Here is a 19,777-nt window from a genome sequence, read left to right as displayed (position 1 = left end):
CGTCTGTTCCCGAGACATACTTGTCGGCGTGACCGCAACGCTCCGCATCGATGATCTCGCCGCTTTCCACGGGGACCGCACGCTTTTCTCGGGCCTCGACCTCACGGTCACCGAGGGCGACGTGATCGGGCTCGTCGGCGCAAACGGTGCAGGTAAATCCGCATTACTGACGCTGCTGGCCGGCGTGGGGACCGCCGATTCCGAGGGCGAGATATATACGAGCCCGCCCGACGCCACCGTCGGCTATCTGGCGCAGGAACCCGATCGGATCGACGGGGAATCGATTCTCGACTTCATCGGGCGACGAACGGGCGTCACCGGCGCCGAGCAGGTGATGAACGATGCAGCCGAGGCGCTCGGCGGCGACAGCAGTGAGGATCGTTACACCCCGGCATTGGAGCGATGGCTCGCCCTCGGCGGTGCAGATCTGGCCGAACGGACGGCGAAGGTGCTCACCGACCTGGGGCTGGAGGTCAGCGGATCCAGCTTGATGACGTCACTGTCGGGTGGCCAGGCCGCACGCGCAGGTCTCGCCGCCATTCTGCTCGCCCGGTACGACATCCTGCTGCTCGACGAGCCCACCAACGACCTCGACCTCGCCGGCCTCGAACAGCTGGAGCGATTCGTCGTCGAAACGCGCGCAGCGATCGTCGTCGTCAGCCACGATCGTGAGTTCCTGGCGAGGACCGTGACCGGCATCGTCGAGTTGGATCGTGCGCAGCATCGCATCGACGTGTACGACGGCTCCTACGAGTCCTACCTCGCCGAACGCGACATCGCCCGACAGCACGCGCGGGAGAAGTACGACGACTTCGCCGACACCAAGGCATCGTTGGAATCCCGTGCACAGATGCAGCGCAACTGGATGGAATCCGGCGTGCGCAATGCGCGCCGCAAAGCAACCGACAACGACAAGATCGGCCGCAAGACGCGAGCAGAGTCGACCGAGAAGCAGGCCGCGAAAGCCCGTCAGACCCAACGCCGCATCGAACGACTCGAAGTCGTCGAGGAGCCGCGCAAGGAGTGGGAACTGCGGATGGAGATCGCGTCGGCGCCACGCAGCGGCACTGTTGTATCGGTGGTGAGCGGCGCCGTGGTTCGGCGTGAGGGTTTCACATTCGGACCGGTGACGACGCAGATCGAGTGGGGCGACAGGGTGTTGATCACCGGCGACAACGGTTCGGGGAAAACCACGCTGCTCTCCGTACTCCTCGGAAAACTGGTGCCCGACGACGGTACCGCGTCACTCGGCTCCGGCGTTGCCATCGGCGAAATCGACCAGGCTCGTGGACTTTTCACCGGTACCGCGACGGTGTCGGACTCACTGAGCGCCGCCGTTCCCGAGTGGCCCGACGCCGATGTCCGTACTCTGCTCGCTAAATTCGGGCTGCGCGGCGACGATGCGCTGCGACCGGCAGGCTCCCTCTCGCCGGGTGAACGTACACGTGCGGCACTGGCCCTACTTCAGGCGCGCGGGGTCAATTTGCTGGTACTCGACGAGCCCACCAACCACCTCGATCTGCCCGCCATCGAGCAACTGGAACGTGCGATGGAGAACTTCGAGGGCACTCTATTGCTGGTCACCCACGACCGGCGGATGCTGGGTACCGTCCGCGCGACCCGTCGCTGGACCATGCATGGCGGTCGGCTGACGGAGGACTAGCCTCTCCCCGTCCCCCGTCCCCCGCCCCTCCCTTTCACGCCCTCCCTTCACGCCCTCCCTTCATACCCTCCCTTCACGCAAACGCACGTGCGTTTGCGCTCCACCAGGGCCAACCCCCACCCACCCCCGCAAACGCACGTGCGTTTGCGCACCACCAGGGCCAACCCCCACCCAACCCCGCAAACGCACGTGCGTTTGCGTACCAGCGGGGCCGAGTGCGTGGGCCCACTGTTGCGACAGTTGACAGATCGTTGGGTTTATACAACACTTCGATGCATGAGCCCCACGAAGCGTGGCACCACGCTCCCGATCTACAACCGGGTGGGAGTTCTGCGGGCCGAACGAAAGATGAGCCGCGCGCAGCTGGCCGAACTCGTGGAAGTGAACCCTCAGACGGTGGGCGCCCTCGAACGGGGTGACCACTATCCGAGCCTGGATCTCGCGATGCGGATATGCGATGTATTCGACCTTCCCGTCGAAGCCGTCTTCTCGCGACACGAGCTCGGGCCGCTGTCCGCCGAACTGTTCCGAAGGGCACCATGAGCACCCTCGACTCGAACATCCTGACCCGGTACCAGGCGTACCGCACACGGCGTTTCCTCGACAACGATGCCAAGACTCGCCACTGGCTACCGCGGTGGCGGACACAGCATCGCCGACGCATCCTCTGTGTCGGAGTGGTCGTGACTCTCGCTGCCCTGCTGGTGATTTCGATTCTGACGCTGTTCTCGTGGTGGGCACCGATCCTGTGGGTTCCGGCGACGGTGTCGTTTCTCGTGCTGTGGACGATGCTTCAGACGGTCTCCGGCCGTCACAGCGACGCTCCGGTGGGTGCGCTCGACGAGTGGGAGGTGCAGCAGCGCAACGAAGCTCGATCCATCGGACTGACCGTGACACAGGGTTTGACACTGACCGCGGTGGTTGCCCTGATCGTTCTGTCCTCGGCGGTCGACAACGACCGCCTCGCGTACGCGGGAGGACTGTGGACGTTGGTTGCCCTGCTCACCGGAATCTGCACGCCTGCTTTCGTTCTCGCGTGGATCACTCCCGACCCCGACCCCGAAGATCTATAGAAAGGGCACGATGAGCACCCTCACGATCGACGACATATCCAAGAGATACGGCGAGAAGATCGCCCTCGACTCCTTGAGTTTCGATGTCCGGCCGGGCGAGTTGTTCGGGTTCGTCGGCAGCAACGGCGCAGGCAAGACGACCACGATGCGCATCACCCTCGGCGTGCTGTCCGCAGACTCGGGACGGGTGCTACTCGGCGGCAAACCGGTCGACCTCGATGTCAGACGCACCATCGGGTACATGCCGGAAGAGCGTGGTCTCTATCCGAAGATGAAGGTCGGTCCGCAACTCGCCTATCTCGCCGAGCTGCACGGATTCTCCTCGGGTGAGGCCAAGGACGCCGTCCAGCGCTGGACCGAGCGCCTCGGCATCTCGGAACGACTGAACGACACCGTCGATGCCTTGAGCCTCGGAAATCAGCAGCGCGTCCAACTCGCCGCCGCGCTCGTGCACGATCCGGCGGTTCTGGTTCTCGACGAACCCTTCTCGGGACTCGATCCCGTCGCTGTCGACGTCATGAGCGATGTCCTCCGCGAGAAGGCCGCAGCGGGAGTGCCCGTCATCTTCTCGAGCCACCAGTTGGATCTGGTTCAGCGACTGTGTGATCGCGTCGGAATCATCGCCGCCGGTTCGATGAAGGCGGTCGGCACCGTCGACGAACTGCGAGGAACCGGCGATGCCCAACTCGAAATCCACGCGCCCGCCGCGCTGGAAGGGTGGGCCGACACCATCCCCGGCGTGACACCGATCAGCCATTCGGGCGGACGTACCATCCTGAGCGTGAAATCCGGCGCCGACGACCAGGCGATTCTGCGGGCGGCGTTGGCTACCGGCCCGGTTCACGAGTTCTCCTTCCACAAACCGTCGCTGAGCGATCTGTTCAGAGAGGCCGTCGTATGAGCGCACAGGTATCGTCCAGCCGAGCGATCGGCCTGATCGCCAAACGCGAGTTCGCGGTTCAGGTGATGAAGAAGAGTTTTGTCATCAGCAACGTCATCATTCTCGTGGTGATCATCGGCGGCATCATCGCCTACTCCATCTTCGCCGGCGGTGACGACGAGGAACGTGACGTCATCGGCATCGTCGGAGATCGATCCATCGCCGGTGTGCTCGAAGCGAACGGAAACGTCGTCGGAAATCCCGTCGAGGTTCGAGATATCGCCGACGCGACCGCGGCACGATCGGATGTCGAATCCGGAGACATCGCAGTCGCTCTCGTTCCCGAGGGCGCAGGCGCTTACACGGCCATCACCGATACCGAGCTCACCGGCGCACTGCGTGCCGTCGTCGAGGGAAGTGTCCAGTCCCTGGCCACCGATACGGCTCTGGCTGCGCAGGACGTCGATCAAGCTGCTCTCGCAGCCGCGGTCACCAATGCCACCGTCACCGTCGACGCGATCGATCCACCGGATCCCGAAGCAGGACAGCGAGTTGCGCTGTCGCTGGCCGCAGTGTTCGTCCTGTACGCGCAGATCATCGGGTTCGGCATGTACGTCGCGATGGGCGTGGTCGAGGAGAAGTCCTCGCGTGTCGTGGAGCTGCTCCTCTCGACCGTCCGACCACTGCAGTTGTTGTGGGGCAAGATCATCGGCATCGGTGCGGTCGGAATACTGCAACTGGCCCTGTACGGGGCGGCGGGAGTGGGCGCGGGCCTCGCGACGGGCACACTGACCGTCACCGGTACCGCCCTCGGTGTCTTCGCGAGCACTCTCGGTTGGTTCGTGCTCGGCTTCGCGTTCTTCGCGGTGCTCTACGCGGCGGGTGGTTCGATGGTGTCCCGCCAGGAGGACGTCAATTCGACGACCATGCCGCTGTTGCTGCTGATCATGGCGATGTTCTTCGCCGCGTTCTATTCGGTGGGTGAACCCGACAGCACGCTCAGCAACGTGCTCAGCTGGATCCCGCCGTTCTCCGCAGTCATGATGCCGCTGCGCATCGCCGCAGGTGTCGCACCGATCTACCAGATCGTCGGTACCGCGCTCATCATGGCCGCGACCACCGCGGCACTCGCGGTCGTCGCCGCGAAGATCTACCAGCGCTCGATACTGCGCATCGGCAAGACCGTCACGTGGAAGGAAGCATTCGCTCGCTAAGCTTTCGGTCATGACCACACGAACGTCCGCCGTCGACATTCTCGATGCACTCCTCGACGGCGGATCGTTCGTGTCATGGGACCGAGAGCCACTCGATGTCTCCCCCGGCGACGCGTATGCCGCCGACCTGGTGCGGGCACGCGAGAAGAGCGGCGTCGACGAGTCGGTGCTCACCGGTCGCGGATCGGTGGACGGCCGCCCGGTAGCAGTCATCGCGTGCGAGTTCGCGTTTCTCGCCGGCTCGATCGGTGTCGCCGCGGCCGAGCGCATCGTCACCGCGATCGAGCGGGCGACCGCCGAGAAACTTCCGCTGATCGCGTCACCGACGTCGGGTGGTACGAGGATGCAGGAGGGCACCCTCGCGTTCGTGCAGATGGTGAAGATCGCTGCCGCCGTGACCCTGCACAAGAAGGCCCGGTTGCCGTACCTGGTGTACCTCCGCAATCCCACGACAGGCGGTGTGTTCGCCTCGTGGGGATCGCTCGCGCACGTCACGTTCGCCGAGCCGGGCGCACTCATCGGGTTTCTCGGCCCGCGCGTCTATCAGGCGTTGTACGACAAACCCTTTCCCGACGGCGTTCAGACCGCGGAGAATCTCTATCACCACGGCGTCATCGACGGTGTGGTCCCGGTGCGGAGCCTGCGCCACCTGATGGTGCGCGCATTGCGCGTGGTCAGCGGCGACTCCGATGCGCCCGAGAACGATGCACCCGAGAATCTGGAGCCTGCACCGGCGGCAGCGGAGATCCCCGACCGTTCGGCATGGCATTCGGTCGAGGCATCACGGCGTGACGACCGACCCGGCGTCCGGCAGCTCCTGGAACACGCTGCTACCGAGCAGGTTCCGCTCAGCGGCACCGGCCAAGGCGAATCGGACACGACAATTCTGTTGTCGCTCTGCCGGTTTCGAGGAATCTCGTGCGTGGTGTTCGGAAACGATCGCAGCAGTCACAGTGTCACCGCCACGATGGGCCCTGGAGCGCTACGCGAGGCGCGACGCGGGATGCGGCTTGCCGAGGAGCTCGGCATACCACTGGTGTTGGTGATCGACACCTTCGGTGCCGCGTTGTCGAAAGAAGCGGAGGAGGGCGGCCTGGCTCCCGAGATCGCACGCTGCATAAGCGATCTGGTGACCGTCGATACTGCGACGGTATCGGTTCTGCTGGGCCAGGGAACCGGCGGCGGAGCATTGGCCCTGCTTCCCGCCGACCGCACGCTCTGCGCGCAGAACGCCTGGCTGGCACCTCTGCCGCCCGAAGGCGCGAGTGCCATCGTGCACCGCGATACGGACCACGCCGCGGCCATGGCCGAATCCCAGGGCATCCGCTCGGTCGATCTGCTGCGCGACGGTATCGTCGACGCAATCGTCCCCGAGCATCCCGATGCCGCCGAGGAGCCCGTCGAGTTCTCGAAACGCCTGGCAGGGGCGATCGCACGCGAATTACACGAACTGGACCGCCGTGGACCGGAGGGGCGCCTGTCCTCCCGACTGAACCGCTATCGACACCTGGGACTCGCCGCCGCCAGCGAGAATCTGCCCGGCCCCGCGTCGAGAACGCAGTCCTGACGAAACGCTACCTACATGCAACGCAGGTCACACTAGGGTGGACGGTATGAGCGGCGAGTATCGGACGGCATTCGACAGCAGCATCTTCGATCGCGAGAAATTCTGGCTCGACGCCGCCGCGGGTATCGACTGGTCGACGCCTCCCACCACTGCATTCGCCGATGATCGGTGGTTTCCAGGCGGCCGGCTCAACACGTGCTTCAATGCGCTCGACCGCCATGTCGAGGCAGGCCACGGTGATCGCACGGCGTTGATCTACGACTCGGCGATGCTCGGGGTTCAACGCTCCTACACTTACAACGAGCTCCTGGGCGAAGTGTCGCGCTTCGCCGGGGTCCTCCTCGCCAACGGGGTGTCGACGGGCGACCGAGTGGTGCTGTACCTGCCGATGATTCCCGAGGCCGTCACCGCGATGCTGGCCTGCGCTCGAATCGGAGCCGTGCATTCGGTCGTGTTCGGCGGCTTCGCGGCAAAGGAACTCGCCGCACGAATCGACGACGCCGAACCACGTCTGATCGTCACCGCATCCGGCGGCCTCGAACCCGGCCGAACCATCGAGTACCTTCCGATCGTCGAGAAAGCGCTCGAGCTGACCACCGCGGCCGCGCCCACCGTGATCGTGAAGGCGCGCAAGGAGATCCCGGCGCAGCACAACTGGCTCGACTGGGACTCCGAGATCACCGATGCGTCTGCCGCCGAGCCGGTGTCGGTACGAGCCACCGATCCGCTGTACATCCTCTACACGTCGGGAACCACGGGCAAACCCAAGGGAGTGGTCCGCGACAACGGCGGCCATGCCGTCGCACTGGTGTGGTCGATGCGCAATATCTACGACGTCGGGGCAGGCCAGGTCATGTGGACGGCGTCCGATGTCGGCTGGGTCGTCGGGCACTCCTACATCGTGTACGGCCCATTGCTCGCCGGGGCGACAACCGTTCTGTACGAGGGCAAACCCGTCGGGACTCCCGACGCGGGCGCCTTCTGGCGTGTGATCGCAGACCATGGGGTCCGCGCCCTCTTCACCGCTCCGACGGCGCTGCGTGCGATTCGCAAGGTCGACCCTGGAGCGGCCGAACTCGAGAAGTACGACGTGACGGGCCTGGAGACCCTCTTCGTCGCGGGCGAGCGCCTCGATCCTGATACCTACGAGTGGATCTCGGAGACACTGCACAGACCCGTCGTCGATCATTGGTGGCAGACCGAAACCGGCTGGCCGATCTGCGCCAATCTCCGTGGTCTCGAACCGCTTCCGATCAAGTCCGGCTCACCCACCGTCCCCGTTCCCGGATTTCAGGTCGGTATCCTCGACGCGACCGGCAGCCCGGTCGAAGCCGGCACCGAGGGCAACATCGTCGTCGAGCTACCCCTTCCGCCGGGAACGCTCGTCGGGTTGTGGAACGACGAGACACGCTTTCGCCGTTCGTATCTGGAGACTTTCCCCGGGTACTACCTCACCGGCGACTCGGGTTACATCGACTCCGACGGGTACGTGTACGTTCTCGGCCGCAGCGACGATGTCATCAACGTTGCCGGGCACCGGTTGTCGACAGGATCGATGGAAGCGGTGGTGGCGAGGCATGGAGCCGTCGCCGAATGCGCGGTCATCGGGATACACGACGACCTCAAAGGCCAACGCCCCAGCGGATACGTCGTGCTCAAAGCGGGTGAGACCATCAGCGAGGAACAGTTGCGCACCGAACTCGTCGCGATGGTCCGCGACCAGATCGGAGCACTCGCGACGTTCCGGGACGTCACGATCGTCGGAGCACTGCCGAAGACTCGCTCCGGCAAGATCCTGCGCAAGACGATGCGGCAGATCGTCGCCGGCGAAGAGTACAGCGTGCCGTCGACCATCGAAGACCCGGCAGTGCTCGAGCAGTTGGAGAAACTGCTGCGGCAGTAACTCGCGCTAAGTTGTCCGAAACCCGCGCGAGAATCGGCCTACCCACCCCTTAGTGTCGACAGCATGACGCAGCTCGACACCCGACCGAAGACCGACTGGCTCGCCCTCGGCGCGATCACGATCACCGTCCTGGCCTGGGCCTCGGCGTTCGTGGCCATCCGCGGGGTCGGGACGTCGTTCGGTGCAGGACCGCTCGCGCTCGGTCGCCTGCTCATCGGCACCGCTGCGTTGGGGATGATTCTGCTGCTGGGGCGCAAGTGGGTCAGGCCGAACAAGACGCAATGGCTGCAGATCGTCAGCGTCGGAGTCTTCTGGTTCGCGATATACAACGTCGCCCTCAACGCCGCCGAACAACGCGTCGACGCCGGGACCACGTCGATGCTCATCCAGATCGGCCCGATTCTGGTCGCCCTGTTCGCCGGACTGCTCCTCGGCGAGGGCTTCCCGAAGTGGCTCGTGATCGGAGCAGCCGTCGCGTTCTCGGGTGCGGTTCTCGTCGGAGTCGTCACCGCTGTCACCAGTTCCGACACCACGAGGACCGACGCCGACTTCCTCGGCATCGCACTGTGTCTGGTCTCCGCTGCCACGTACGCGATCGGCGTGCTCAGTCAGAAGCCGGTACTGAGAACGATTCCAGGACTGCAGGTCACGTGGATGGCGTGCGCGATCGGCGCACTGTGCACGCTTCCCTTCTTTCCCGCGCTGATCGACGACCTCGGCACCGCGTCGGCGGGCGCGACGGGCGGGCTCCTGTACCTGGGTCTCGTTCCGACGGCACTCGCATTCAGTACGTGGGCGTACGCATTGAAGCGGATGGACGCGGGCCGACTCGGGGTCACCACCTACGCCATCCCACCGATCACGATCCTGCTGGGATGGGTTCTGCTCGGCGAGGTCCCGCACGTCCTCGCCGTCCTCGGCGGTGCAATTTGCCTCGTCGGCGTCGGACTGTCCCGGCGCCGCTGAGCCCTGGCGCCGCTGAGTCCTGGCACCGCTGAGCCACGGCGCCGCCTGGCTAGAGCGCTGCCTGGCTAGAGCGCCGCCTGGTTAGAGCGCCGCCTGGTTAGAGCGCCTTGAACCGTGCGATCGCTACTTCTCTTTCGTGCTTGTGGTCGACGATGGGCTCCGGGTAGTCCTTGGGTCTTCCGAACTTCAACGTGTGCACCGCTTTTCCTTCCTCACCGCGGAGTTCCGGAACCCAGCGGCGTACGAAGTCTCCGGTGGGATCGAACTTCTCACCCTGGGTGATCGGATTGAACACTCGGAAGTACGGTGACGCGTCGGTTCCGGTGCCTGCGGTCCACTGCCATCCGTGTTGATTGTTGGCGAGGTCACCGTCGACGAGTTGCTGCATGAAGTAGCGCGCGCCCCGCCACCACGGTAGATGCAGATCCTTGACGAGGAACGACGCGACGATCATGCGCACGCGGTTGTGCATCCACTTCTCGGAATTCAGCTGTCGCATACCGGCGTCGACGATCGGGAAGCCGGTGCGACCCTCCTTCCATGCGGTGAACAACTCGTCCGCATGCGTGCCCGTGTCGAGTTCGATGCGGTCGTACTTCTTGTCGTAGTTCTCACGCGCACTGTCGGGTCGCTGAAACAGTATGTCCGCGTAGAAATCTCGCCAGGCCAACTGTCGACGGTAGGCACCACTGCCCTCGCTGCGCAGGCGGGAGAGATCCTTCAGCATCGTCCGAGGATGAATGTTGCCGTACTTGAGATACACCGACATGCGGCTCGTCGAATCGAGATCCGGACGGTTTCGTTCGTCGTCGTAACCCGCTATGCGATCGAGGAATTCGTTCCACGCCTCCAGTGCCGCCTTTTCCCCCGCAGGCGCCTCCGACGCATCCTTCTCGGTCGGGATCTTCACCCGTCGACCGGTTCCCTCGACGTCCGACGGATCGAGCCACGTCACCGTCGAGGCCGATGTATCGGCGGGGCCTCGCCACCCGTGGTCCATCCACTGCCGGAAGTACGGCGTGAACACCTTGTACGGCTCGCCGTCGTTCTTGGTGACCCGGCCAGGAGCGACGGCGTACGGGCTGCCGGTGGAGATCAGCGACACGCGCTTCGAGACGCGTTCGTCGCGCGCACGTCCGTACGGACCGTAATCCGCGCTGACGTGCACCTCGTCCGAGCCGACTGCTTTCGCGACCTTCGGCACCACGGTCTCGGGCTCGCCCTTCACCACGAGCAACTTTCCATCCATCTGCTCGTCGAGGGCAGCCAGACTTCGGTACAGAAAGTCTCTGCGCGGGCCGCCGGACGTCTTCAGCAGCCGATCGTCGAGCACGAACAGCCCGAGCACCGGATCTCCCGATTCGGCGGCAGCCTTCAGCGTCGGAAGATCGGCCAGCCGGAGATCGCGTCGAAACCACACCACAGTCATAGGTCCAGTCATACCCGAGCAACTCTCAGAGAAACGCCAACGAAGCATCACCAACGCTGCATGAACGCGTCCTACGTTGGGAAACACCGCAAGAGAGGAGCACATCATGAAAAGCACACCGAGGTTCCCCGGCGCACAGTCATTGGTGAACAGCACCTGCAGTTTCGAGAAGTACTACGAGGCCTTGTACTCGAAGGCTCCCGCAGTCGCATGGTCGCTCGACACCGATACGACCCGCCGGAGCGCGCTGGAGGAGTTCTTCGCCAAAACGCCCGAGGAACGCCAGAAGACCGTCGACAGCTGGGCTGCCTAGGCACAATGGGGCGGTGCCCGAATCTGCGCCAGGTAGCTCCGCCACGGTTCTCGTGGTCGACGACGACGACGACGTCCTGTCCTCGCTCCAACGAGGGCTGCGACTGTCCGGTTTCACGGTGATCACCGCGGCCGACGGTGCCGCCGCACTCACCGTCGTATCCGGCCAGTCCCCGGACGTCGTCGTCCTCGACATCAACATGCCCGTCCTCGACGGGGCAAGCGTCGTCAAAGCACTCCGTGCAATGGGCAACGACGTGCCCATCTGCGTGTTGAGCGCCCGTTCGTCGGTCGACGACCGGATATCCGGCCTCGAGTCCGGTGCCGACGACTATCTGACCAAGCCCTTCGTGCTCGCCGAGCTGGTGGCCCGAATCAACGCCATGCTTCGACGTCGCTCGGTGGCTCCCGCGGCCGAGCCGACGGCCTCCTCGTCGCCGGAGATCGTCGTCGGCGAGCTCTCCGTCGACATTCCGGGATACCGTGCCAGGAGCAGAGGACGCGAACTCGACCTCACCAAACGCGAATTCGAACTTCTCGCGATACTGGCCCGCAACAAGGGCGTCGTACTGACGCGTGAGCGGCTACTGGAACTGGTGTGGGGTTACGACTTCGTCGCCGACACCAATGTCGTCGACGTCTTCGTCGGATACCTCAGGCGAAAGATCGAGGTCGACGGCGCATCCCGCGTCCTGCACACGGTGCGAGGCGTCGGTTTCGTGCTCCGGGACGCGACATGAGACTGTCGCTTCGCCTGCGCGTCGCGGCAGCCACTGCCCTCGGCGCGACGCTCGTCGTCGCCGCGCTCGCGGTGGTGACGTCGGTGGCGATTTCGCGAAACAACGTCAATCAGCTCGACGAGCGTCTGACGACGGCCTCCCAGGCACTCGTCCCCAACGCGGCTGTTCTCGAGACGTTCCTCGATCAGTTGTCGGCGGCCTTCGCCGTCACCATCAGGACCGGCGACACCGTGCGCGCCTCGACGCCCATTCAACTGCCCGACCTGCCGGAGGGCTCGGAGACCGTCGACGTCGACGGCCAACGATTCCGGGTGTACACGACCAAGACCGTGTCGCTGGTCGACATCTCGATCGCCATCGGGGTCCCGGCCATCGAGGCGCAGCAGGTGACGGACGAACAGCAGCGGCAGGTCATCTTCATCGGGCTCGGTGCGATCGCTGTGTCCACAGGCCTGGGCTGGCTCTTCGGCGGCCGTGCCGTGCGCCCACTGGTGAAGCTGACACGCCAGGTCAGTGCGCAACCGCCGATGCCACCGGACACCAAGACCGGTGTGCGCGAAGCAGACGAGCTCGCCGTCGCGATCGGTGGCATGTTGCAACGCGTCAACGACGCCCAGGAGCGCACCAACGACGCGCTCGCGACGGCACGTGACTTCGCTGCGGTGTCTGCTCACGAACTGCGCACTCCACTGACGGCGATGCGCACCGACATCGAGGTTCTTCGCACCCTCGATCTGGAACGGACACAGCAGGAGGAGATCCTGCGGGACCTCGAAAGAACGCAGGGACGGGTCGAGACCACGCTGGCCGCGCTGGAGCGTCTGGCTTCGGGTGAGCTCTCGAGCGACAGCGACCGCGTCGCCACCGACGTCGTGGAGATCTGCGACGTCGCAGCCCAGGACGCCATGCGTCAGAACGAGGACCTCGACGTTCGGATCGACTCGGTACCGTCTCTCACGATGCGGGCACTTCCGACAGGACTGCGCCTCGCCGTCGACAACGCCATCATCAACGCGGTACGTCACGGAAACGCGAAAGCCGTCGTCCTCTCGATCCGACGGCAGGGCACTCTCGTCACCCTGACCATCGACGACGACGGCACCGGCGTGGCTCGCGGCGAGCGTGATGCCGTGTTCGAACGTTTCTACCGCGGCGCTGCAGCCGCGAAGGGCGGCTCCGGCCTCGGGCTGGCGCTCGTCGAGCAGCAGGCCGAACTGCACGGTGGACGCGCCTACTTCACCGACAGTCCACTCGGCGGGGCCAGATTGGTGCTCGAACTCGACGACCGACCATCTCCGGACGACTCGCCCACCTAACCGTTTACACCGAAGAAACCCACGAGCGGCCACGACATTGCGACACTGTCAGGATGCCGTTCACTCAGTTCCACGTCCCGACGATCGACATATCCCCCTATGTCGAGGGTGGCACCGAAGAGAGCCGGCGGGACGTTGCCGCCGATCTCGACTGCGCATGCAGCACAATCGGATTCATGTCCGTCACCGGCCACGGAATTCCCGACGACGTCATCGCCGGCCTCGGCCTGGCCATCGACGGATTCTTCGCCCTGCCGCCGGAGGAGAAGGCGTCGTACATCATGCCGCCGGAGGTAAACCGGGGGTACACGGCGCCGCGCAGCGAGTCGCTCAGTCTGAGCCTCGGGCTGGAATCGGCGACCCGCACGAACGATTTCTTCGAGGCCTTCAACGTCGGAACCGGCGACGGCGTACCCAACGTGTGGCCTGCGGTAGCCGAGTTCGAGAGCGCGGTGAACCTCTACTTCGAGCACGCGGCGCGGGTGGCGCGAACGTTGACCCGCATCTTCGCCGACGCACTCGGCGTGGACGAGGGCTTCTTCGATCGGATCACCGACAACTCGCTCGACACCTTCCGAATGAACAACTACGCCCTACCGCCTCACCAGTCCGTTCCGCAGGCACCAGCGCGGCCAGGTGAGATCGAACTCGGTGAACCGGACGGCATGGGTGAGCACACCGATTACGGCATCGTCACGGTTCTCTGGGCGGACCGAGTCGCGGGCCTACAGGTGTTGGGAAGCGATGTGCGATGGCACGATGTGTCGCCTGCCGAGAATGCGCTGTTGATCAATCTGGGTGATCTGACGGCCAGGCTGACGAACGACCGCTGGATGTCCACATTGCATCGAGTGCGTCCGCCGATCGTCGACGGTTCCATCGTGCGCCGCAGGTCGGCGGCCTTCTTCCACGACGGGAACTTGAATGCGACCATCTCCCCGCTCGACTCGTGCATCGAACTGGGTGAACCGGTGCACTACGAGCCGGTCACCGTCGCCGAGCACATCGAAGCAAAGCTGGCGGGCTCCCGAGGGGGCAGGGCGAACACGACGGCCACCCGCGAGGCAGCTCGTGTCCGAGCTGCCGTCGGGAGTGGAGCCGGCGGAACGACCCGATAACCCGGGAGTGGAGCCGGCGGAACGACCCGATAACCCGGGAGTGGAGCCGGCGGAACGACCCGATAACCCGGGAGTGGAGCCGGCGGAATGACCCAGTAGATCGGGAGTGGAGCCGGCGGAATGACCCAGTAGATCGGGAGTGGAGCCGGCGGAACGACCCAGTAGATCGGGAGTGGAGCCGGCGGACTGCCGAGGTGAGGGGTTATTTGGCGTCGAGCAGGTCGATCACGAAGACGAGAGTCTTGCCGGAGAGCCGGTGGCCTGCGCCTGCGGGCCCGTATGCGAGCTCTGGGGGGATGGTGAGCTGACGTCGTCCGCCGACCTTCATGCCGGGGATTCCATCCTGCCATCCCTGGATGAGGCCTTGCAGAGGAAACTGGATCGACTCTCCGCGGTTCCACGAGGAGTCGAACTCTTCTCCGCTGTCGAACTCGACGCCGACGTAGTGGACCTCGACATTGCCGCCGGGGACAGCTTCGGCGCCATCACCCTCGACCAGGTCCACCACCACCAGATCGATGGGCGGGGGGCCGGCCTGGAACTCGATAATTGGCTTCGTCACGCTCTCCACCCTACGTCGCAGTGCTCAGCCGATCGGGGCAGGCATGAGAATTGTTCGATATTCGCAGGTCAGAGTGTTGCCGGTGGCGGGATCTGCCATCTCGACCTTCCACTGGTCGGCGAACTGATCGACGCCGGGAAGCATGGAGATGGTGCCGGAGATCAGGATGGTGCCGCGCTGGAACAGCCCGCGCTCGCGGAGGACGTCGAGCCAGTACTTCGGAGCCAACAGATCGGCAAGTGAACCGTCCTGGATGGGGGTGTCCCCGACCCATGCTTTCAGGGTTATGTCGTCGAGGCGATCGGCGACGTCGGACAACCGCCATGCATGCGTGCCGAGTACGTCGGGAGAGGCGTTCTTGCTCCACGCGACACTGTGAACTTCCAGGTCACGGTCGGTGTGATCGCAGGCAACGGTGAGCAGCACGTCGTTGTCGGTGTCGCCGAGGATCACGATCGCCCATTCGGCTTCGCCCGAGGTGTGGCCGTGCTGGACGTGCACCGCATCGGTTTGCTGTGCCAAATACGGCGAAATCGGGTACATGGCCGGAGTGACCGTCGGTGCGGGTACACCGAGTTCTGCCAGTTCAGCGATGTGGTGGGCTACTTCGTCCTGGTTGCGGCCCGCGTAGCCGGCGTTGAGCAGATTCTGCGGCTCCAGCGTCTCGGTCGATCCGTCGGGGAGCGTGAACGTCAGCATCGTGAGGGCCTCTCTCGTTAATTGATTGTTTCCAATACGCGAAAACACTTGCGCATACGTCTTGTATACAGCAAGTATGGAGCACGTACAACGGATAGAGTGATCCGAGGCACACACGAAGGAGTTGCCATGACTGCGCAGACAGTCGACAAGAAGGGCCTGGCGAAAGCATTCGCCGCAAGCCTGACCGGGACGGCATTGGAGTGGTACGACTTCGCCGTCTACTCGGCTGCTGCCGCGCTGGTCTTTCCCATCATCTTTTTCCCGGACAGCGATCCCCTGACCGGAACGCTGCTGGCGTTCTCGACCTACGCGGTCGGTTACATCGCCAGGCCCATCGGCGGATTCGTCTTCGGTCGCCTGGGCGATGTGATCGGACGCAAGCAGCTGCTCGTCATCACGCTGATGCTCATCGGCGTCACCACGTTCGCGATCGGTCTCATTCCCGGCTACGACACGATCGGCATCGTCGCTCCGATCCTGCTGGTGGCGATGCGCTTCGCCCAGGGTGTGGCAGTGGGCGGCGAATGGGGTGGCGCCGTTCTGCTGTCCAGCGAATACGGCAACCCGCGACAGCGAGGGTTCTGGTCCTCGGCAGCGCAGATCGGACCTCCCGCAGGCAACCTGCTCGCCAACGGCGCACTGGCCGTGTTGACCCTCAGCCTCACCGAGGATCAGTTCGAGTCGTGGGGCTGGCGCGTCGCATTCCTGTTCTCGGCCGTCCTCGTCGGATTCGGCCTGTGGATTCGACTGAAGCTCGAGGACACCCCGGTGTTCAAGGCTCTTCAGGAAAGTGGTGACCGCTCCGAAGCCCCGATCAGCGAGGTCTTCTCGACGCAGCTGCGGCCGCTGATCGCCGCGATCCTCTCGCGGATCGCACCCGACGTCATCTACGCGTTGTTCACCGTCTTCTCGATCACCTACGGCGTCCAGAAATTGGGCTTCGAGCGCAGTGAGGTACTGACGGCGATTCTCGTCGGTTCCGCGTTCCAGCTGGGGCTCATCCCGTTGGCGGGTGCGGTGTCCGACCGGATCAACCGTCGTCTCGTCTACGCCGTCGCTGCCGTCGGTGGCGTCGCCTGGAGTGCGATCTTCTTCTTGATCATCGGCGGAAGCTCGTTACCCCTGTTGATCCTGGGCGTCGTCGTCGGACTGGCATTCCACTCGTTCATGTACGGGCCGCAGGCTGCGTTCGTCACCGAGCAGTTCACCGTTCGACTCCGCTCGACAGGTAGTTCACTGGCGTACACCATCGCCGGTGTGTTCGGTGGCGCCATGGCTCCGCTGATCTTCGTATTCCTACTCGACAAGACCGACACCTGGGTGCCGATCGTCGGCTACGTGGCCATCGTCGGAATCCTCACGCTCGCCGGACTCGCGTTGGGCCGCAACCCCGATCGCGCCGAGGAAGAAGAGTATGCGGTCATCGGGAACGCTAGGCCCGCAACAGAATCTGTAAAGTAACCTCCAGATGATCGTCGATCGCCCGATGCACGTCGCCTTCGTCGCCGCTCTCGAGAGCCGCGACGATGGCCTCGTGCTCGGCGCAGACGTTGTGCTGGCGGTCGGCCGCAGAGAACAAAGCAGACAGTCCGACCCTGAGCTGCCGAGCACGCAAGCCCGCGTAGGTCCGCGAGAGCAGTTCACTGCCTGCGGCGTCGACGAGAATCTGATGAAACTTGCCGTCGAGATCGATGAACTCCTTGGCCGCGTCATCGGTTCGGATGTCGGCAAGAACCTGCTGTTCCGCAAGGGCAGAGCGCATCGCCGACGCCGGAGCCTTGCCCGCCTTCAACGACGTCGTGGCCGCATGCCGTTCGAGAACACCACGAAGGTCCATCAACTCGCCGATCTGACGACCCGACATCGCGGGGACGTGCGCACCGCGTTTCGGTACCATCTCGACCAGACCCTCGGCCTGGAGCATGAGCAGTGCTTCACGAACAGGGGTGCGGGACACACCGATTCGCGTCGCCAAATCCTGCTCGTTGAGAAAAGTACCCGTGGCCGCCGGAGAAGTGAGCACCTGATCACGCACGAAGACGTACGCCTTGTCCCTACCCGACAGCGATTGCATACGATATGTATACCTGTCGGCGCCACACGAAACCAGGAGTTCGACCATGACTGACACCATTCGCATCAGCCTGGCCCAGGTAAGCAGCGGCACCGAACCGGACGACAACCTGAAGATCATCGAGACTCACGCGCGTGCTGCAGCAGAAGCCGGGTCGTCGCTCGTCGTCTTCCCCGAAGCGATGATGCGGTGCTTCGGTGGCCCGATCCGGGGCGTCGCGGAACCCGTCGACGGCCCGTGGGCAGACGCCGTCCGCGACATCGCGCAGCGCCTGAACATCACGATCGTCGCAGGCATGTTCACCCCCGCCGACGAAGGCCGCGTCGCCAACACCCTGCTGATCACCGGGCCAGGAGTCGACGCCAGCTACGACAAGATCCACCTTTTCGACGCCTTCGGTTTCGCCGAGTCCGACACCGTCGCACCGGGAACCGACCCGCTCGTCGTGCAGATCGGCGGCTTCGGCGTCGGATTCGCCACGTGCTACGACCTACGTTTTCCGGCGCTGTTCCAGAAGCTCGGCGATCTGGGCGCTCAGCTGGTCGTCGTGCCCGCGTCCTGGGGATCGGGACCGGGCAAGGTCGAACAGTGGTCGTTGCTCGCACGTGCCCGAGCCCTCGACGCCACGGCCTTCGTCGCCGCGTGCGACCAGCCGGAACCCCTCGAGGCCAACGGAACAGCACCCTTGGGCGTCGGACATTCGGTGGTCAGCTCCCCCACCGGCGAGGTCCTCGGCGAGCTCGACGCCACCCCAGGCCTATTGACCGTCGACATCGATCCCGCCGTCGTCGCCGAGGTACGAAAGAAGTTGCCCGTGCTGGCCAACCGTCGTCAGTTCTGAGGTCGGCGAGTTCGGCAACGTACGAAAAAGCCGCCCACCCCGATGTTCGGGAGTGGGCGGCTTTCGTCGTCGATGTCAGCGTGCGCCGAGGTCCTTGTAGTCACGCTCGGTGTAGCCGGTGTAGATCTGGCGCGGACGCCCGATCTTCGTGGACGGATCCTCGTGCATCTCGCGCCAGTGCGCGATCCAGCCCGGGAGACGACCCATCGCGAACAACACCGTGAACATGCGCGGCGGGAAGCCCATCGCGCGGTAGATCAGACCGGTGTAGAAGTCGACGTTCGGGTAGAGCTTGCGCTCGATGAAGTAGTCGTCGGTCAGCGCGGTCTCTTCGAGCTTCAAGGCGATGTCGAGGAGCTCGTCACCGTTGCCCAGCTTGGCGAGAATGGTGTGCGCAGTTTCCTTGACCAGCGTCGCGCGCGGATCGAAGCTCTTGTAGACGCGGTGCCCGAAGCCCATGAGCTTCACGCCGTCTTCCTTGTTCTTCACCCGGCGCACGAAGTCGGTGGCGTCGCCGCCCTCGGCCTTGATCTTGTCGAGCATCTCGAGCACGGCCTGGTTGGCGCCGCCGTGCAGCGGGCCCCACAGCGCGTTGATACCGCCGGAGATGGACGTGAACAGATTCGCGTCCGAGGAACCGACGAGACGGACCGTCGACGTCGAGCAGTTCTGCTCGTGATCGGCATGCAGGATCAGCAGCATGTCGAGCGCCTTGACGATCTCCGGGTCGACCTCGTACGGCTCGGCCGGGAAACCGAACGTCATACGAAGGAAGTTCTCGACGAGGCTCTTCGAGTTGTCCGGGTACAGGAACGGCTGTCCGACGGACTTCTTGTAGGCGTAGGCCGCGATGGTCGGCAACTTCGCGAGCAGACGGATGGTCGAGAGTTCGACCTGCTCGGGATCATCAGGATCCAACGAATCCTGGTAGTACGCCGACAAGGCGTTGACCGCACTCGACAGGACTGGCATCGGGTGCGCGTTGCGCGGGAACCCGTCGAAGAACCGCTTGAGGTCCTCGTGCAGCAGCGTGTGTCGGCGGATCTTGTCGGTGAAGATCTCGAGTTGATCCTCGGTGGGTAGCTCGCCGTAGATCAGAAGGTAGCTGACCTCGATGAACGTCGACTTGCCTGCAAGTTGTTCGATCGGGTACCCGCGATAGCGCAGGATGCCCTGGTCGCCATCGATGTACGTGATCGCAGACTTCGTCGAAGCGGTGTTGACGAAACCACCGTCGAGAGTCGTGTAACCGGTCGCAGCCAGCAACTTCCCCAGCTCGATGCCGTCATTGCCTTCTGTTGCCTTGGCGATGGACATACTGTGTTCGCCACCGGGATAGGTGAGGGTGGCTTTGGCGTCATTCTCAGCGGGCACGAATGGTCCCTCTCGAACTCGTGTAACGGACACGTACTAAAAC

At 64.3% G+C, this 19,777-nt stretch carries 19 protein-coding genes; 14 read left to right on the top strand and 5 right to left on the bottom strand.

Features of this window, described 5'->3' with window-relative positions; all coding sequences use genetic code 11:
- Positions 1–28 precede the first annotated feature (28 nt).
- The 8 genes from RY1_RS17715 (at position 29) to RY1_RS17680 (ending at position 9,266) form a co-directional block, all read left to right on the top strand.
- The gene (locus tag RY1_RS17715; protein ID WP_072805322.1) at positions 29–1,663 is read left to right on the top strand and encodes an ABC-F family ATP-binding cassette domain-containing protein; all 1,635 of its coding nucleotides are present in this window, start codon (positions 29–31) and stop codon (positions 1,661–1,663) included.
- 276 nt (positions 1,664–1,939) lie between these two features.
- Positions 1,940–2,206, top strand: coding sequence for a helix-turn-helix transcriptional regulator (locus RY1_RS17710; protein WP_072805321.1), 267 nt, complete (start codon positions 1,940–1,942; stop codon positions 2,204–2,206).
- Positions 2,203–2,736 (top strand): hypothetical protein, encoded by a 534-nt coding sequence (locus RY1_RS17705; protein ID WP_072805320.1) that lies wholly within the window; start codon positions 2,203–2,205, stop codon positions 2,734–2,736. The genes RY1_RS17710 and RY1_RS17705 overlap by 4 nt, the downstream gene beginning before the upstream one ends.
- A 10-nt stretch (positions 2,737–2,746) precedes the next feature.
- Positions 2,747–3,637: an ABC transporter ATP-binding protein gene (locus RY1_RS17700; RefSeq protein ID WP_072805319.1), complete on the top strand. Its 891-nt coding sequence runs from the start codon at positions 2,747–2,749 to the stop codon at positions 3,635–3,637.
- Positions 3,634–4,830 carry an ABC transporter permease gene (locus RY1_RS17695; RefSeq protein WP_072805318.1) on the top strand — a complete coding sequence of 399 codons (1,197 nt, stop codon included), beginning with the start codon at positions 3,634–3,636 and terminating at the stop codon, positions 4,828–4,830. The genes RY1_RS17700 and RY1_RS17695 overlap by 4 nt, the downstream gene beginning before the upstream one ends.
- A gap of 10 nt (positions 4,831–4,840) precedes the next feature.
- Complete coding sequence (locus tag RY1_RS17690) at positions 4,841–6,397, top strand: carboxyl transferase domain-containing protein (protein WP_072805317.1); 1,557 nt, start codon at positions 4,841–4,843, stop codon at positions 6,395–6,397.
- A gap of 46 nt (positions 6,398–6,443) precedes the next feature.
- On the top strand, positions 6,444–8,300 hold the full coding sequence (locus RY1_RS17685; protein WP_072805453.1) for a propionyl-CoA synthetase: 1,857 nt from the start codon (positions 6,444–6,446) through the stop codon (positions 8,298–8,300).
- 63 nt (positions 8,301–8,363) lie between these two features.
- Entirely contained in the window at positions 8,364–9,266 is a 903-nt protein-coding gene (locus RY1_RS17680; RefSeq protein ID WP_072805316.1) for a DMT family transporter, read from the top strand.
- 97 nt (positions 9,267–9,363) lie between these two features.
- On the opposite strand, the gene RY1_RS17675 is transcribed toward RY1_RS17680, so the two are convergent.
- Positions 9,364–10,695, bottom strand: a complete 1,332-nt coding sequence (locus tag RY1_RS17675; RefSeq protein ID WP_072805315.1) for a cryptochrome/photolyase family protein — start codon at positions 10,693–10,695, stop codon at positions 9,364–9,366.
- Positions 10,696–10,801: 106 nt separating this feature from the next.
- On the opposite strand from RY1_RS17675, the gene RY1_RS17670 reads away from it, so the two are divergent.
- Genes RY1_RS17670 through RY1_RS17655 form a run of 4 tightly spaced genes read left to right on the top strand, consistent with a single transcriptional unit; the run spans position 10,802 to position 14,181 of the window.
- On the top strand, positions 10,802–11,008 hold the full coding sequence (locus RY1_RS17670; RefSeq protein ID WP_072805451.1) for a hypothetical protein: 207 nt from the start codon (positions 10,802–10,804) through the stop codon (positions 11,006–11,008).
- A gap of 13 nt (positions 11,009–11,021) precedes the next feature.
- Entirely contained in the window at positions 11,022–11,747 is a 726-nt protein-coding gene (locus RY1_RS17665) for a response regulator transcription factor (protein ID WP_072805314.1), read from the top strand.
- A complete protein-coding gene (locus RY1_RS17660) occupies positions 11,744–13,063 on the top strand; it encodes a sensor histidine kinase (RefSeq protein ID WP_072805313.1) in 1,320 nt (439 codons plus the stop codon). Before RY1_RS17665 ends, RY1_RS17660 begins: the two co-directional genes overlap by 4 nt.
- A 53-nt stretch (positions 13,064–13,116) precedes the next feature.
- Entirely contained in the window at positions 13,117–14,181 is a 1,065-nt protein-coding gene (locus RY1_RS17655) for an isopenicillin N synthase family dioxygenase (RefSeq protein ID WP_072805312.1), read from the top strand.
- A 202-nt stretch (positions 14,182–14,383) separates the two neighbouring features.
- Here the strand turns inward: RY1_RS17655 and RY1_RS17650 are convergent, their stop codons facing one another.
- Together RY1_RS17650 and RY1_RS17645 are read right to left on the bottom strand one after the other, a co-directional pair.
- Positions 14,384–14,743, bottom strand: a complete 360-nt coding sequence (locus tag RY1_RS17650; RefSeq protein WP_072805450.1) for an FKBP-type peptidyl-prolyl cis-trans isomerase — start codon at positions 14,741–14,743, stop codon at positions 14,384–14,386.
- Positions 14,744–14,767: 24 nt separating this feature from the next.
- A complete protein-coding gene (locus RY1_RS17645; RefSeq protein WP_072805311.1) occupies positions 14,768–15,442 on the bottom strand; it encodes a DUF2848 domain-containing protein in 675 nt (224 codons plus the stop codon).
- A 129-nt stretch (positions 15,443–15,571) separates the two neighbouring features.
- Here RY1_RS17645 and RY1_RS17640 point away from each other — a divergent pair, with 129 nt between their 5' ends.
- A complete protein-coding gene (locus RY1_RS17640) occupies positions 15,572–16,906 on the top strand; it encodes an MFS transporter (RefSeq protein WP_072805310.1) in 1,335 nt (444 codons plus the stop codon).
- Here the strand turns inward: RY1_RS17640 and RY1_RS17635 are convergent.
- Positions 16,878–17,519 carry a GntR family transcriptional regulator gene (locus RY1_RS17635; protein WP_072805448.1) on the bottom strand — a complete coding sequence of 214 codons (642 nt, stop codon included), beginning with the start codon at positions 17,517–17,519 and terminating at the stop codon, positions 16,878–16,880. The genes RY1_RS17640 and RY1_RS17635 overlap by 29 nt on opposite strands.
- Positions 17,520–17,565: 46 nt before the next feature.
- On the opposite strand from RY1_RS17635, the gene RY1_RS17630 reads away from it, so the two are divergent.
- Positions 17,566–18,360: a carbon-nitrogen hydrolase family protein gene (locus RY1_RS17630; protein ID WP_139279898.1), complete on the top strand. Its 795-nt coding sequence runs from the start codon at positions 17,566–17,568 to the stop codon at positions 18,358–18,360.
- A 75-nt stretch (positions 18,361–18,435) separates the two neighbouring features.
- Here the strand turns inward: RY1_RS17630 and RY1_RS17625 are convergent, their stop codons facing one another.
- Positions 18,436–19,734, bottom strand: a complete 1,299-nt coding sequence (locus tag RY1_RS17625) for a citrate synthase (protein ID WP_072805309.1) — start codon at positions 19,732–19,734, stop codon at positions 18,436–18,438.
- Positions 19,735–19,777 lie beyond the last annotated feature (43 nt).

The organism is Rhodococcus yunnanensis NBRC 103083, assembly GCF_001895005.1.
Classification (GTDB): Bacteria; Actinomycetota; Actinomycetes; order Mycobacteriales; family Mycobacteriaceae; genus Rhodococcoides; species Rhodococcoides yunnanense.
This window is presented reverse-complemented; position numbering and strand designations above follow the sequence as displayed.

Excerpts from the sequence above, each read along its gene's own strand:
- RY1_RS17675 (WP_072805315.1), bottom strand. The coding sequence starts at position 10,695 with ATGACTGTGGTGTGGTTTCGACGCGATCTCCGGCTGGCCGATCTTCCG.
- RY1_RS17630 (WP_139279898.1), top strand. The coding sequence starts at position 17,566 with ATGACTGACACCATTCGCATCAGCCTGGCCCAGGTAAGCAGCGGCACC.
- RY1_RS17690 (WP_072805317.1), top strand. The coding sequence starts at position 4,841 with ATGACCACACGAACGTCCGCCGTCGACATTCTCGATGCACTCCTCGAC.
- RY1_RS17705 (WP_072805320.1), top strand. The coding sequence starts at position 2,203 with ATGAGCACCCTCGACTCGAACATCCTGACCCGGTACCAGGCGTACCGC.
- RY1_RS17640 (WP_072805310.1), top strand. The coding sequence starts at position 15,572 with ATGACTGCGCAGACAGTCGACAAGAAGGGCCTGGCGAAAGCATTCGCC.
- RY1_RS17655 (WP_072805312.1), top strand. The coding sequence starts at position 13,117 with ATGCCGTTCACTCAGTTCCACGTCCCGACGATCGACATATCCCCCTAT.
- RY1_RS17680 (WP_072805316.1), top strand. The coding sequence starts at position 8,364 with ATGACGCAGCTCGACACCCGACCGAAGACCGACTGGCTCGCCCTCGGC.
- RY1_RS17695 (WP_072805318.1), top strand. The coding sequence starts at position 3,634 with ATGAGCGCACAGGTATCGTCCAGCCGAGCGATCGGCCTGATCGCCAAA.
- RY1_RS17635 (WP_072805448.1), bottom strand. The coding sequence starts at position 17,519 with ATGCAATCGCTGTCGGGTAGGGACAAGGCGTACGTCTTCGTGCGTGAT.
- RY1_RS17700 (WP_072805319.1), top strand. The coding sequence starts at position 2,747 with ATGAGCACCCTCACGATCGACGACATATCCAAGAGATACGGCGAGAAG.
- RY1_RS17660 (WP_072805313.1), top strand. The coding sequence starts at position 11,744 with ATGAGACTGTCGCTTCGCCTGCGCGTCGCGGCAGCCACTGCCCTCGGC.
- RY1_RS17645 (WP_072805311.1), bottom strand. The coding sequence starts at position 15,442 with ATGCTGACGTTCACGCTCCCCGACGGATCGACCGAGACGCTGGAGCCG.
- RY1_RS17710 (WP_072805321.1), top strand. The coding sequence starts at position 1,940 with ATGAGCCCCACGAAGCGTGGCACCACGCTCCCGATCTACAACCGGGTG.
- RY1_RS17670 (WP_072805451.1), top strand. The coding sequence starts at position 10,802 with ATGAAAAGCACACCGAGGTTCCCCGGCGCACAGTCATTGGTGAACAGC.
- RY1_RS17685 (WP_072805453.1), top strand. The coding sequence starts at position 6,444 with ATGAGCGGCGAGTATCGGACGGCATTCGACAGCAGCATCTTCGATCGC.